Origin of the sequence: Paraburkholderia sp. RL17-347-BIC-D, from assembly GCF_046027915.1 — a bacterium.
In the GTDB taxonomy this organism is placed as follows: domain Bacteria; phylum Pseudomonadota; class Gammaproteobacteria; order Burkholderiales; family Burkholderiaceae; genus Paraburkholderia.
The window spans coordinates 42,414-55,564 of the sequence record NZ_JARESS010000052.1 but is presented as its reverse complement, the minus strand read 5'-3'; the positions used below and the strand labels follow the sequence as shown (position 1 = coordinate 55,564).

Below are 13,151 nucleotides of genomic sequence, written 5' to 3'. Positions count from 1 at the left end.
TCGTTGTGACGGCGACTTTGGCCGTCTTTGCTTGCCTCGCGCCGCATCTGGGTGCGTGGCAAGCAGTTCCGTTGACGCTCGCCGTGTGGGCGTGGCTCGCGCTTTGCGCGCTCCGGTACGAGCGCACGCGGCCCGTTGCGCTGAAAATCGGGCCGGACGGCCTGTCCGTCTGGGGCCGCACCGGCGCGTTGCTGGCGCAAGGCCGCATTGCCGGTTGTTCGCAGTGGAGCGGCCGCTTGCTGATTCTGGCGCTGATGCCGGAACAGGGGCGCTCGCGCACTTTGCTGCTTGCCGCCGACGCACTCCCGGCCCCCATCTTCCGGGAACTGGCCGTGCTGGGCCGGCGTGGCGCCGGCGCCTGACTGTAACGACTGTAACCGCTGTTACCGGCGTAACGTGCCCAGATGACGGGAACGCTACAATGGTGCCCCGCCATGCGCCCTATAGTTAACGGATTTATCAGGTGAGCGAAAAAGAAATTGATCAGGTGCTGGTCGAGCGCGTCCAGAAGGGCGACAAGGCCGCGTTCGAGCTTCTGGTCTCCAAATACCACCGCAAGATTCTCCGGCTGATCTCGCGCCTCGTGCGGGACCCCGCCGAAGTGGAAGACGTGGCTCAGGACGCCTTTATCAAGGCGTATCGGGCATTGCCGCAGTTTCGCGGCGAATCGGCCTTTTATACGTGGTTGTACCGGATTGCCGTCAACACGGCAAAGAACTACCTTGCGACCCAAGGGCGGCGCGCGCCGACCTCGACCGAAGCAGATGCTGAAGAAGCTGAAACTTTCTCGGACGCGGACCAACTAAGGGATATCAACACGCCTGAGTCGATGTTGATGAGCAAGCAGATCGCTGAGACGGTCAATGCTGCGATGGCGGTTTTACCGGAAGAGTTGCGCACCGCCATTACTCTTCGTGAAATTGAAGGTTTGAGCTACGAGGAAATCGCTGAGATGATGGGTTGCCCAATTGGCACAGTCAGATCACGAATTTTCCGCGCTCGCGAAGCCATTGCGGCAAAATTGCGTCCGTTGCTTGACACACCTGAAGGCAAGCGCTGGTAAACCACCAGCCTGCCGAACGGAGCGCGGGTGCAATATCTGGATTAGTGGTGTCACTACGGGGTATTTGTAAGATGGGGAGCATCATGGGGTCGGTCTCGATGCAATCGCAAGCCAGCTCGCGCGGCGAGCGTCTGTCCGCTTTTGTCGACGGTGAGCTGTTCGGCGAAGAGCATCTGAATCTGGATACGTTTATTTCCGGGCTGAATGGCGAGGATCGCACCGCCTGGTCGAGCTATCACCTGATCGGCGACGCGTTGCGTTCCGACGATCTGGCGGTCAGCCCGGCGGCGAGTAGTGCATTCCTGAACGGTTTTGCCGCGCGTTTCGACAACGAGCCGCACGTGCTGGCGCCTGCCGCCATGCCGGTCGCGCGTCGTTTGCTGGCGCTGCGCCGCCGTGTCGTGCCGGCCTTTGCCGTCGCAGCCGCCGCCGCCACGCTGACGTGGATCGTCGTGCCGCAACTGCAAGGCGTGCCGGGCGGTCCGGGCACGGCGCAACTCGCGTCGGTCCAGTCGCATGGCGACGCGCTGCAACGTGTGGCCATGGCTTCGGTGCCGGCGGCTACGGTCCAGCCGGCCGTGCAGGACGCCAACATCATTCGTGACGCCAGTCTCGACCAGTATCTGGAAGCTCACCAGCAATTCGCGCAACAACCGGTCATGCCGGGCTCGATGCCGCTGATTCGCGCTGCCGCAGTCTCTACGCAAGGCCAATAGTTTGATGCAGACTCCGCGGTTGAATAAAACGACTATCTGGGGGCGGCTGCCGGCATTTCTTTTCTGCGCAGCCGTATTGTTGTCCGCTACACCGCGGGTCTTTGCCCAAACCGACGATCCGCTCGTCGCCCGTCGCACGGCTGCGGATCTGCTCGATCGCATCCATCAGGCCGCGCAACAACAAAATTACGAGGGCGCGTTCGTCTACCAGCGCGGCAATTACGTTCAGACTTCGCGGATCGCGCACTATGCGACCCGCTCGGACGGCGAATTCGAGCAACTCGAAAGCCTCGACGGCAAGCCGCGCAAAATGCTGCGTCATAACGAAGAGCTCTACACGTTCGTGCCGGAGCGGCATCTGTGCGTCGTCGAGAAGCGTCAGAACAAAGATTCGTTCCCCGCGCTGCTGGCCGTGAGTGGCGAGCAGGTGCTGTCGGTTTACGAGCCCAAGCTGCTCGGCGACGACCGCGTCGCGGGCGTCGACAGCCAGGTGATCGAACTCGATCCGAAAGACGCGTATCGCTTCGCCTACAAACTGTGGGCCGACAAGAAGACCGGCCTCCTGCTGCGTGCCCAAACGCTCGACCCGAATGGCCAGGTGCTCGAGCAACTGTCCTTTTCGCAGATTCGCATCGGCGTGCCGGTCGACAAGGCCGGCATCGTCAGCGGTATTCGTAATACCGCGGGTTGGACAGTGGTGCGTCCGCCCGTCGAGCCGGTCGACATGGCCGCGCAAGGCTGGCAGATCACGCCGACGGTGCCGGGCTTCCGTAAGATTCGTGAACTGCGCCGGCCCATGGCCGCGCGCGATCCGGGCCAGCCGACTATTCCGGTGGACCAGGCGGTGTTCTCCGATGGCCTTGCGGCCATTTCGGTGTTCGTCGAACCGGTCGAGAACAACACGCGCAAGGAAGGCGCGGGAAGCAGCGGCGCCACGCACGTGCTCGTCAAGCGTCGCGGCGACTTCTGGATTACTCTGCTTGGTGAAGTGCCCCAGACCACATTACAGCAATTTGCGTCTGCCATAGAATACAAGGCTCCGAAGTAATCCTCCGAATCCTGAATCCCTCGGCTTGCTACGATATGACGACTTTCTCGGTGCGCAAATTCCTCGCGGCCGCGGTGGTAGCGGCGTGTTTGCCGCTCGTGCCGCATATGGCGTCGGCGGCTCCTGCCGCCAATCTGCCCGACTTCACTGATCTGGTCGACAAGGTCGGCCCGGCGGTCGTCAACATTCGCACGACTACACGCGTCTCGAACAGCGGTGCTCGCGGCGGCCTGCCGCCAGGTATGGACGACGGCGACATGTCGGAATTTTTCCGGCGCTTCTTCGGCATTCCGTTGCCGCAGTCGCCGCAATCGCCGGGTTCGCCAGGCACGCCGCGCGGCGGTGACAACGGCGGCAGTGGCGGCAGCCAGGACACGCCGGATAACAGCGACGCCGAGCAGAACAGCGGCGTCGGCTCGGGCTTCATCCTGTCGGCGGACGGCTACGTGATGACCAACGCGCACGTCGTCGACGACGCGGACACCATTTATGTCACGCTCACCGACAAGCGCGAATTCAAGGCGAAGCTGATCGGCGTGGACGATCGGACCGATGTCGCCGTCGTGAAGATCAGTGCCGCGAATCTGCCAACCATCACGATCGGCGACTCGAACAAGGTGCGCGTGGGCGAGTGGGTGGTCGCGATCGGCTCGCCATTCGGTCTCGAGAACACGGTGACGGCGGGCATAGTCAGCGCGAAGGGGCGCGATACGGGCGACTATCTGCCGTTCATTCAGACCGACGTGGCTGTCAATCCTGGCAATTCGGGCGGTCCGCTGATCAACATGCAGGGCGAGGTGATCGGCATCAACTCGCAGATCTATAGCCGCACCGGCGGTTTCATGGGCATCTCGTTCGCGATTCCGATCGACGAGGCCATGCGCGTGGCCGATCAGTTGAAGGCGTCGGGCAAGGTCGTGCGCGGCCGGATTGCGGTGGCGATCGGCGAAGTGACCAAAGACGTGGCCGACTCGCTCGGCCTGCCGAAGGCGCAGGGCGCGCTGGTCAGCAGCGTCGAACCGGGCGGCCCGGCGGACAAAGCCGGCGTGCAGCCGGGCGACATCATCCTGAAGTTCAACGGCCATTCGGTCGATACGGCAACGGATCTGCCGCGCATGGTCGGCGACACGAAGCCGGGCACCAAGTCGACGATCACGATCTGGCGCAAGGGCCAGACGCGCGATCTGCCGGTGACGATCGCCGAGATGCAGCCGGATAAATCGGCGAAGGCGGATCAGAAGAAGCCGCAGCCGCCGAAGCAGCGCGCCACGAACGCGCTGGGTGTGGCCGTCAGCGATATCCCTGCTGATCAGCTGAAGGCGCTGAAACTGCGCAACGGCGTGCAGATCGACGCCGCGGACGGTCCCGCAGCACGCGTCGGCCTGCAAAAGGGCGACATCATTCTGCGAGTGGGCGATACGGACATCACTAGCGCGAAGCAGTTCGACGAGGTGAGCTCGCACCTCGATCCGCAAAAGATGGTCGCGCTGCTGGTTCGCCGCGGCGAGAACACGCAGTTCGTGCCGGTCCGCCCGCGCAGCGTCCAGAAATGACGAAGGCGGCGCCGCTCACGCTTTACGGGCGCGCGTGGTGCCACCTTTGCGACGACATGCGTGCCGCGCTCGAGCCCTTGCTGGCCGAATTCGGCGCGCGGGTCGAATTGATCGACGTCGACACCGATCCGTTGCTGGAAGCCCGTTACAACGAACTGGTGCCGGTTCTGGTCTGCGAAGGCGTTGAACTGTGTCACTATCACCTCGACGAAGCGCGGGTTCGTGCCGCGCTCGCCACACGGGTTGCGGCGACGCCCTGAGCTTGGCTCAAGGGTTCGAACACAGCGCCAACGCCGCGCCGTTCACACCACGTTTCACGCCTCTCCTGAGCCGTCTTTTCCGCCCGAGCTTCGCAAGATGCGCCGGGCGATAGCCTTTTCGGCTAAAATAGATAGGTTTTTCACCTACTTACAAGGCGTGCTCCGCTATTGTCCGAGCGCGCCTTTTTTGCTTGATCGGCACTGAATGGATCATATTCGTAACTTCTCGATCATTGCGCACATCGACCATGGCAAGTCGACGCTCGCCGATCGCATCATCCAGATTTGCGGCGGCCTGTCCGACCGCGAGATGGAATCTCAAGTGCTCGATTCGATGGATCTCGAACGCGAGCGCGGCATCACGATCAAGGCACAAACCGCCGCACTGACATACAAGGCCCGTGACGGGCAAGTCTACAACCTGAACATGATCGACACGCCGGGCCACGTCGACTTCTCGTACGAAGTCAGCCGCTCGCTGTCCGCATGCGAAGGCGCGCTGCTGGTCGTCGACGCGAGCCAGGGCGTGGAAGCGCAAACCGTCGCCAACTGCTACACGGCGATCGAACTCGGCGTCGACGTGATTCCGGTGCTCAACAAGATCGATCTGCCGGCGGCAAATCCTGAAAACGCAATCGCCGAAATCGAAGACGTGATCGGCATCGACGCAACCGACGCCACGCATTGCAGCGCGAAGACCGGCCTCGGCGTCGAAGACGTGCTGGAAGCGCTGATCGCCAAAGTGCCGCCGCCCAAGGGCGATCCGGAAGCGCCGTTGCAGGCGCTGATCATCGACTCGTGGTTCGACAACTACGTCGGCGTCGTGATGCTGGTGCGCATCGTCAACGGCACGCTGCGTCCCAAGGACAAGATCCGCATGATGGCGACCGGCGCGCAGTATCCGGTCGAGCACGTCGGCGTGTTCACGCCGAAGTCGAAGAATCTCGAATCGCTGTCGGCCGGGCAGGTGGGCTTCATCATCGCCGGCATCAAGGAACTGGCCGCGGCGAAGGTGGGCGACACCGTCACGCTGGTGAACCGTCCGGCGCCCGAACCGCTGCCGGGTTTCAAGGAAGTGAAGCCGCAGGTGTTCGCCGGTCTCTATCCGGTCGAAGCGAACCAGTACGACGCGCTGCGCGATTCGCTGGAAAAGCTGAAGCTGAACGACGCCTCGCTGATGTACGAGCCGGAAGTGTCGCAAGCACTTGGTTTCGGTTTCCGCTGCGGCTTCCTCGGGCTGCTGCACATGGAGATCGTGCAGGAACGTCTCGAGCGCGAGTTCGACATGGACCTGATCACCACGGCGCCGACCGTGGTGTACGAAGTCCTGCAACGCGACGGCACGACCATCATGGTCGAGAATCCGGCCAAGATGCCGGAGCCGTCGAAGATCGAAGAAGTGCGCGAACCGATCGTCACCGTGAATCTGTACATGCCGCAAGACTACGTCGGCTCGGTGATCACGCTGTGTACGCAAAAGCGCGGCACGCAGATCAACATGCAGTATCACGGCCGTCAGGTGCAGTTGACCTACGAAATCCCGATGGGCGAAGTCGTGCTCGATTTCTTCGACCGTCTGAAGTCGATTTCGCGCGGCTATGCGTCGATGGATTACGAGTTCAAGGAATACCGCGCGGCCGACGTCGTGAAGGTCGACATGCTGATCAACGGCGACAAGGTCGACGCGCTGTCGGTCATCGTGCACCGTTCGCAAAGCCAGTATCGCGGCCGCGAAGTGGCGTCGAAAATGCGTGAACTCATTCCGCGTCAAATGTACGACGTCGCGATTCAGGCCACCATCGGCGCGAACATTATCGCGCGCGAGAACATTAAAGCGTTGCGTAAGAACGTGCTGGCAAAATGCTACGGCGGCGACATTTCTCGTAAGAAGAAGCTGCTGGAAAAGCAAAAGGCAGGCAAGAAGCGAATGAAGCAGGTGGGATCGGTCGAGATTCCGCAAGAGGCTTTCCTCGCGATCCTGCGTGTCGAAGACAAATAAGACGAACAACGGAACCCTATGAATTTTGCGCTGATTCTTTTTGTGCTCGTCATTTTGACGGGCGTCGCATGGGTCGCAGACAAACTGGTTTTCATGCCGCAACGGCGCCGCGCGGCGGAAGCCGCGGTCGCCGAGTTCGACCGCCAGCAGGCACGCATCGGCGAGCGTTTCGCCGACGAAAACGCGGCGCAAACGCGCGCGCGTCTGCGTGACGACAAGCTGCGTCAACCGTGGTGGCTCGAGTATTCAGCGAGCTTTTTCCCGGTGATTCTGGTGGTGTTCGTGGTGCGCTCGTTCGTGGTCGAGCCGTTCAAGATTCCTTCGGGTTCGATGGTGCCGACGCTGCTGGTGGGCGACTTCATCCTCGTGAATAAATTCGACTACGGCATCCGTCTGCCGATCACCAACACGAAGATCACCGAAGGCCGTCCGCTCCAACGCGGCGACGTGGTGGTGTTCCGCTACCCGAAAGACGAATCGGTCGACTACATCAAGCGCGTGATCGGCCTGCCGGGCGACACCGTTGCGTATCAGGACAAGCAGCTCACGATCAACGGCAAGCCGGTGCCGGAAACGCCGCTGCCCGATTACCTCGACGACGAACGCATGGGTTACGCGAAGCAGTTCGAAGAAGATATCGACGGCCGCAAGAACGCGATTCTGAACAATTCGGCCGTGCCGCCGTTCATCGTCGGCGCCGAAGATTATCCGTATCGCGATAACTGCACGTACAACGCACGCGGCGTGATCTGCAAGGTGCCGCCGGGCAACTACTTCATGATGGGCGACAACCGCGATAACAGCGCGGATAGCCGTTACTGGGGCTTCGCGCCGGACAAGAATGTCGTGGGCCGCGCGTTTTTTATCTGGATGAACTTCAGCAATCTGAAACGCATCGGCTCATTCAACTGAGTTCGTGTGCGTCGATTGCACGACACGCCGCGCGGTTGGCCTTCGCCAGGTCACGTGAGCCGCGGCGTGTTATCACGCTACTTTAAGATCCCGCGGTAACGTCGCTTCACCACGCTTTTTCCGCTGGCCGTCCCGCGTTTTCGCCGGGTCTGGCGCCCGCGTTATACTCTGCCCATGCCCCTATCTCCGTTGGAAAGCCGTCTGCGCTACGAATTTCGCAATGCGGAATTGTTGCGCCAGGCTTTAACGCACCGCAGTCATAGCTCCACGCATAACGAACGGCTCGAGTTTCTCGGCGATTCCGTTCTGAATTGCGCGGTGGCTGCGCTTTTGTTCCAACGTTTCGGCAAACTGGACGAGGGCGACCTGTCGCGCGTCCGCGCCAATCTGGTCAAACAGCAGTCGCTTTACGAAATCGCTCAGGCCCTCAATATCTCCGAAGGCCTGCGGCTGGGGGAAGGCGAGTTGCGCAGCGGCGGCTTCCGCCGCCCCTCGATCCTCGCTGACACGCTCGAAGCGGTGCTGGGCGCAGTGTTCCTCGACGGCGGCTTCGAAGCCGCTCAGACGGTCATCAAGCGCCTTTACGTGCCCATTCTGGATCACATCGACCCACGCACGCTCGGCAAGGACGCCAAGACGCTGCTGCAGGAGTATCTGCAAGGCCACAAGATCGCTCTGCCGACCTACACGGTCGTCGCCACGCATGGTGCGGCGCACAATCAACAATTCGAAGTCGAATGCACGGTGCCGAAACTGGACGTGAAAGTCTCCGGTTCCGGCGCGAGCCGTCGTGCGGCGGAGCAGGCGGCGGCCAAGAAAGCGCTCGACGAAGTGATGGCCGCGGCGCCTGCCGTGGTAGCCAAGCCCAAGCGCTCGAAAGGCGCTCGCGCGGCGAAGAACGCCGAGCCGGAAATCGTGCCCGGCGTGACCGGTGTGCAGGCCGCGCTGGATTTGCGCAGCCCGGATCGCAAGAACGAGCGCGGAGCGGGGCGCGGTGAGTCCCGCGCCGCCGCCGCGGCGGAACCGGTAGCCGAACGCACCCCGCTGACAGCCACCGCCGCGCCGTTGGCGGTGATTCGCGCCGCGCACGTGGAGTACAGCGGACAGGACAAAACCGAGCGCGCCGAGAAGGCAGAGAAGACGGCCGCTCACGTGGGCGACAAGTCCGCTGACAAAGCCGCAGCGGAGAAAGCCGCCGAAAAGTTCGACACCAAGGCCGCGGATGCGAAACCCGCCGAAGCCAAGTCCGCCGAAGCCAAACCAGAAGCCAAGCCGGAAGCCGCTGCGGTCCGCAGCGTCGACAAACACCGCAGCCGCGAAGCCACACCCGGTCCCGCCGTGCCCGTGCCAAGCGCAGCAGCGGCACCGACCGAACACGAACCCGGCGTAGCCGACGCGGTGCAAACGCGCGTCGCCGACGCGGGCCATTGATTGCCATCGGCGCGCCATTCCCGCGCGTCGATCTGAAACTTGCCGTAGCCCGAATATGAACGCTCCCACTCCCACTGGTTTTCGCTGCGGCATGGTCGCGATCGTCGGCCGCCCCAACGTCGGCAAGTCCACGCTGATGAACGCGCTGGTCGGCCAGAAAGTCAGTATCACGTCGCGCAAGGCGCAGACCACGCGCCATCGCATCACGGGCATTCATACGCTCGAAGACGCGCAATACATTTTCGTTGACACGCCGGGTTTCCAGACCAAGCACAGCGGCGCACTGAACCGTTCGCTCAATCGCGCGGTCACGTCCACGCTGACTTCGGTCGATGCGATCCTGTTCGTAATCGAAGCTGGCCGTTTCGGCCCGGACGACCAGAAGGTGCTCGACCTGATCCCGCCGTCGGTGCCCACGCTGCTGATCGCGAACAAGCTGGACCGCGTGTCGGATAAGGATTCGCTGTTCCCGTTCATGCAGCAGGTCAGCGCGCTGCACGAGTTCGCCGAGATCGTGCCGCTGTCGGCGAAGAATTCCGACGACATCAAACGTCTGATGGCGACCGTCAAGCCGTTCCTGCCGGAAGGCGCGCCGATCTACGGCGAAGACGACCTGACCGATCGCAGCGAGCGCTTCCTCGCGGCGGAAATCCTGCGCGAGAAAGTGTTCCGCTGGACTGGCGACGAACTGCCCTACACGAGCACCGTGCTGATCGACAAGTTCGAAACCGAAGGGCGCCTGCGCCGCATTTTCGCGACCATCATGGTCGACCGCGACACGCACAAGGCGATGATCATCGGCCAGAAGGGCGCCAAGCTGAAGCAGATCAGCACCGAAGCGCGCCTCGACATGGAAAAGCTGTTCGACGGTCCGGTGTATCTGGAAACCTTCATCAAGGTGAAGAGCGGCTGGGCCGACAACGAAGCCGGGCTCCGTGCGTATGGGTACGAATGACGCGTGGATGACGCTGAATTCCGACGCTGACCCGGACGATTCGGAGCCGGCAGTGCCGGCACGTGAGCCGTCCAAACCCGCTCGTAGCACCCGAAAGTCCTCGACTAAAAGCGCCCAGGGCGCCGAAGGCGAACCACGTAAAGCGCCGCCTCGCCGCGCGCCACGTACCTCCGCGTCCGACTACCGGATCGCGGAGCAACCCGCCTTCGTTCTCCATAGCTATCCGTATCGCGAGACCAGTCTGATCATCGACGTGCTCTCGCGCGATCATGGCCGCCTCGCGCTCGTCGCGAAGGGCGCGAAGCGTCCGCACTCCGCGCTGCGCGGCGTGTTGCAGACGTTTCAGCCGCTCGCGCTGTCGTGGTCGGGCAAATCCGAAGTGCGCACGCTGACCGGCGCCGAATGGGTCGGCGGCATGTTGCCGCTGGCCGGCGACGCGCTGCTGTGCGGCTTCTACGTCAACGAACTGCTGGTCAAGTTCTGCGCGCGCGAAGATCCGCATCCGCAACTGTTCCATCACTACGTCGTCACGATGACGCGTCTCGCGCACGATGAGCCGCCCGTGCAGGTGCTGCGTTCGTTCGAGCGCGTGCTGCTGCGCGAAACCGGCTACGCGATGGCGCTGGATCGCACCGTCGCGCGCAAAGCGGTGCTGGCCGAAGGCCGCTACGTGTTCGACCCGGAGCGCGGCGTGCGCGAAGCCTCCGACGATCTGCCCGCGCAATGGCCGGTAATCGCGGGGCAAACCTTGCTCGACATGGAACAGGACGATTACCATCGAGCGCAGACCGTGGCGCAAAGCAAAACGCTGATGCGCTTTCTGCTCAACACTTACCTTGGCGGCACGCCGCTCGCGACGCGCCAGATCCTGATCGACTTGCAGAACTTATGAGCTTCTTTCTTACGTCGCCGAATGTGATTGACCTGGGCGTGAACATCGATCACGTCGCCACGCTGCGCAACGCGCGCGGCACGTCCTACCCCGATCCGATCCGCGCCGCGCTGATGGCCGAAGAGGCCGGCGCCGATGTCATTACGCTGCATCTGCGTGAAGACCGCCGCCATATCGTCGACGCCGACGTGCACAAGCTGCGCCCGCTCCTGAAGACGCGCATGAATCTCGAATGCGCGGTCACCCAGGAGATGCTCGACATCGCGTGTGAAGTCCAGCCGCACGACGTCTGCCTCGTGCCGGAAAAGCGTCAGGAGCTGACGACGGAAGGCGGACTCGATGTCGCCGGCCAGTTCGAAGCGGTGCGTGCCGCCTGCAAGCAGCTCGCCGACGCGAACTCGCGCGTGTCGCTCTTCATCGATCCGGACGAAACGCAGATTCGTGCCGCGCACGAAGCGGGCGCGCCGGTGATCGAACTGCACACCGGACGTTACGCCGAAGCCCACGATCCCGCCGAACAGGAGCGCGAATTCGAGCGCGTGGTGCGTGCCGTCGAATTCGGCGCGACACTCGGCATCAAGGTCAATGCGGGCCACGGCCTGCACTACACGAACGTGCAGCAGATCGCGGCGATCGAGGGCATCGACGAACTGAATATCGGCCACGCGATCGTCGCGCATGCGATCTTCGCCGGCTGGGACAACGCGGTGCGCGAGATGAAGGCGATCATGGTCGCCGCGCGTCTCGGCGCGCGCGCCTGATGCGACCTGACATGGCAGCCCGCGCATGACGATCTACGGCATCGGTACGGACATTGTTCAGGTGAGCCGCGTGGCCGCGGTCATGACGCGCACCAACGGCCGCTTCGCCGAGAAGGTGCTCGGTCCGGACGAACTGCGCGTCTATCACGCGCGGCACGCGCGCTCAGCCGCGCGCGGGCTCGCGTTTCTCGCCACGCGGTTCTCGGCGAAAGAAGCATTCTCGAAAGCGATCGGCCTCGGCATGCACTGGCCGATGACCTGGCGCGCGCTGCAAACGCTCAACAAGCCGAGCGGCGAGCCCATGGTGGTCGCGTCCGGTGAATTGGCCGAATGGCTCGACGCGCGCGGCATCACGGCGCGCGTCACGATCAGCGACGAGCGCGATTACGCGGTGTCGTTCGTGATTGCGGAAACGACGCAAGCGGGTACGCCCGACGACGTCGCCGAATAAAAAATACTTTTGAACGCGGCGCAGGCCGGCCGCGTCTCTCCTTGCCTCAGGCTTTTTTCCAACGGAAATCGATGAAAACCATTCCCGGACCGGTGATGCTCGACGTGGTCGGCAAAACGCTGAACGGCGACGACAAGCGCCGCCTTGCCCATCCGATGACCGGCGGCGTGATCCTGTTCGCGCGCCATTACGAGAGCCGCACGCAACTGATCGCGCTGACCGACTCGATCCGCGCGATCCGTGAGGATCTGCTGATTGCCGTCGACCACGAAGGCGGGCGCGTGCAGCGCTTTCGCACGGACGGCTTCACCGTGCTGCCTGCGATGGGCAAGCTCGGCACGTTGTGGGACAGCGATGTGCTGCACGCCACCAAAGTGACAACGGCCGTCGGCTATATCCTCGCGACGGAGTTGCGCGCGTGCGGCATCGACATGAGTTTCACGCCGGTGCTCGATCTGAACTATGGTCAATCGCAGGTGATCGGCGACCGCTCGTTCCACCGCGATCCGCGTGTGGTGACCTTGCTCGCCAAGAGCCTCAACCACGGACTCGCGCTGGCCGGCATGAGCAATTGCGGCAAGCATTTCCCGGGGCACGGCTTCGCACAGGCGGATTCGCATGTCGCCATGCCGGTCGACGACCGCTCGCTCGAGGAGATTCTGCGCGACGACGTGGCGCCGTACGACTGGCTCGGCTTGTCGTTGGGGTCAGTGATTCCCGCGCATGTGATCTATCCGCAGGTCGATTCGAAGCCGGCGGGTTTTTCGCGCGTCTGGCTGCAGGACGTCCTTCGCAATAAGCTGCGCTTCGAAGGCGCGATTTTCAGCGACGATCTGTCGATGGAAGCCGCGCGCCAGGGCGGCACGCTGACCGAAGGCGCGAGCGCCGCGCTGCAAGCCGGCTGCGACATGGTGCTGATCTGCAATCAGCCGGACGAAGCGGAGAAGGTACTGGATGCGCTGCGCTTTACGCCGTCGAAGGAATCGCAACGGCGCTTGCAACGCATGCGGCCGCGTGGCAAGGCGTTGAAGTGGAGCAAGCTGGTCGCTGATCCGCAGTACCTGCAAGCGCAAGCGCTGTTGCGTAGCGCGTTTGCATAAGCCGCGAGAA

The 13,151-nt window shown here is 62.9% G+C and carries 14 protein-coding genes; all 14 read left to right on the top strand.

What is annotated here, in order from left to right; genetic code table 11:
- A partial coding sequence (locus P0D96_RS39420; protein ID WP_408319198.1) for a hypothetical protein occupies window positions 1-362 on the top strand: 362 nt, incomplete at its 5' end.
- 101 nt (window positions 363-463) lie between these two features.
- Window positions 464-1,063 carry an RNA polymerase sigma factor RpoE gene (gene rpoE / locus P0D96_RS39415; RefSeq protein WP_006051939.1) on the top strand — a complete coding sequence of 200 codons (600 nt, stop codon included), beginning with the start codon at window positions 464-466 and terminating at the stop codon, window positions 1,061-1,063.
- A gap of 83 nt (window positions 1,064-1,146) precedes the next feature.
- Window positions 1,147-1,779, top strand: coding sequence for a sigma-E factor negative regulatory protein (locus P0D96_RS39410; protein ID WP_408181691.1), 633 nt, complete (start codon window positions 1,147-1,149; stop codon window positions 1,777-1,779).
- 4 nt (window positions 1,780-1,783) lie between these two features.
- Window positions 1,784-2,827 (top strand): MucB/RseB C-terminal domain-containing protein, encoded by a 1,044-nt coding sequence (locus P0D96_RS39405; protein ID WP_132373576.1) that lies wholly within the window; start codon window positions 1,784-1,786, stop codon window positions 2,825-2,827.
- 35 nt (window positions 2,828-2,862) lie between these two features.
- Window positions 2,863-4,380, top strand: coding sequence for a DegQ family serine endoprotease (locus tag P0D96_RS39400; RefSeq protein ID WP_408181694.1), 1,518 nt, complete (start codon window positions 2,863-2,865; stop codon window positions 4,378-4,380).
- Window positions 4,377-4,640 carry a glutaredoxin family protein gene (locus P0D96_RS39395; protein WP_408181696.1) on the top strand — a complete coding sequence of 88 codons (264 nt, stop codon included), beginning with the start codon at window positions 4,377-4,379 and terminating at the stop codon, window positions 4,638-4,640. Before P0D96_RS39400 ends, P0D96_RS39395 begins: the two co-directional genes overlap by 4 nt.
- Before the next feature lie 205 nt (window positions 4,641-4,845).
- Window positions 4,846-6,639, top strand: a complete 1,794-nt coding sequence (gene lepA / locus P0D96_RS39390; protein ID WP_132373579.1) for a translation elongation factor 4 — start codon at window positions 4,846-4,848, stop codon at window positions 6,637-6,639.
- Window positions 6,640-6,657: 18 nt separating this feature from the next.
- On the top strand, window positions 6,658-7,551 hold the full coding sequence (gene lepB / locus P0D96_RS39385) for a signal peptidase I (protein ID WP_408291718.1): 894 nt from the start codon (window positions 6,658-6,660) through the stop codon (window positions 7,549-7,551).
- A gap of 174 nt (window positions 7,552-7,725) precedes the next feature.
- Window positions 7,726-8,982: a ribonuclease III gene (gene rnc, locus P0D96_RS39380; protein ID WP_408291716.1), complete on the top strand. Its 1,257-nt coding sequence runs from the start codon at window positions 7,726-7,728 to the stop codon at window positions 8,980-8,982.
- 55 nt (window positions 8,983-9,037) lie between these two features.
- Window positions 9,038-9,937, top strand: a complete 900-nt coding sequence (era, locus tag P0D96_RS39375) for a GTPase Era (RefSeq protein ID WP_132373582.1) — start codon at window positions 9,038-9,040, stop codon at window positions 9,935-9,937.
- Window positions 9,924-10,829: a DNA repair protein RecO gene (gene recO / locus P0D96_RS39370; RefSeq protein WP_408181701.1), complete on the top strand. Its 906-nt coding sequence runs from the start codon at window positions 9,924-9,926 to the stop codon at window positions 10,827-10,829. The genes era and recO overlap by 14 nt, the downstream gene beginning before the upstream one ends.
- Complete coding sequence (pdxJ, locus tag P0D96_RS39365) at window positions 10,826-11,590, top strand: pyridoxine 5'-phosphate synthase (RefSeq protein ID WP_408181702.1); 765 nt, start codon at window positions 10,826-10,828, stop codon at window positions 11,588-11,590. The genes recO and pdxJ overlap by 4 nt, the downstream gene beginning before the upstream one ends.
- A 25-nt stretch (window positions 11,591-11,615) precedes the next feature.
- Window positions 11,616-12,041 (top strand): holo-ACP synthase, encoded by a 426-nt coding sequence (gene acpS / locus P0D96_RS39360; protein ID WP_132373585.1) that lies wholly within the window; start codon window positions 11,616-11,618, stop codon window positions 12,039-12,041.
- A 71-nt stretch (window positions 12,042-12,112) separates the two neighbouring features.
- A complete protein-coding gene (gene nagZ / locus P0D96_RS39355; RefSeq protein ID WP_408319195.1) occupies window positions 12,113-13,141 on the top strand; it encodes a beta-N-acetylhexosaminidase in 1,029 nt (342 codons plus the stop codon).
- Window positions 13,142-13,151 lie beyond the last annotated feature (10 nt).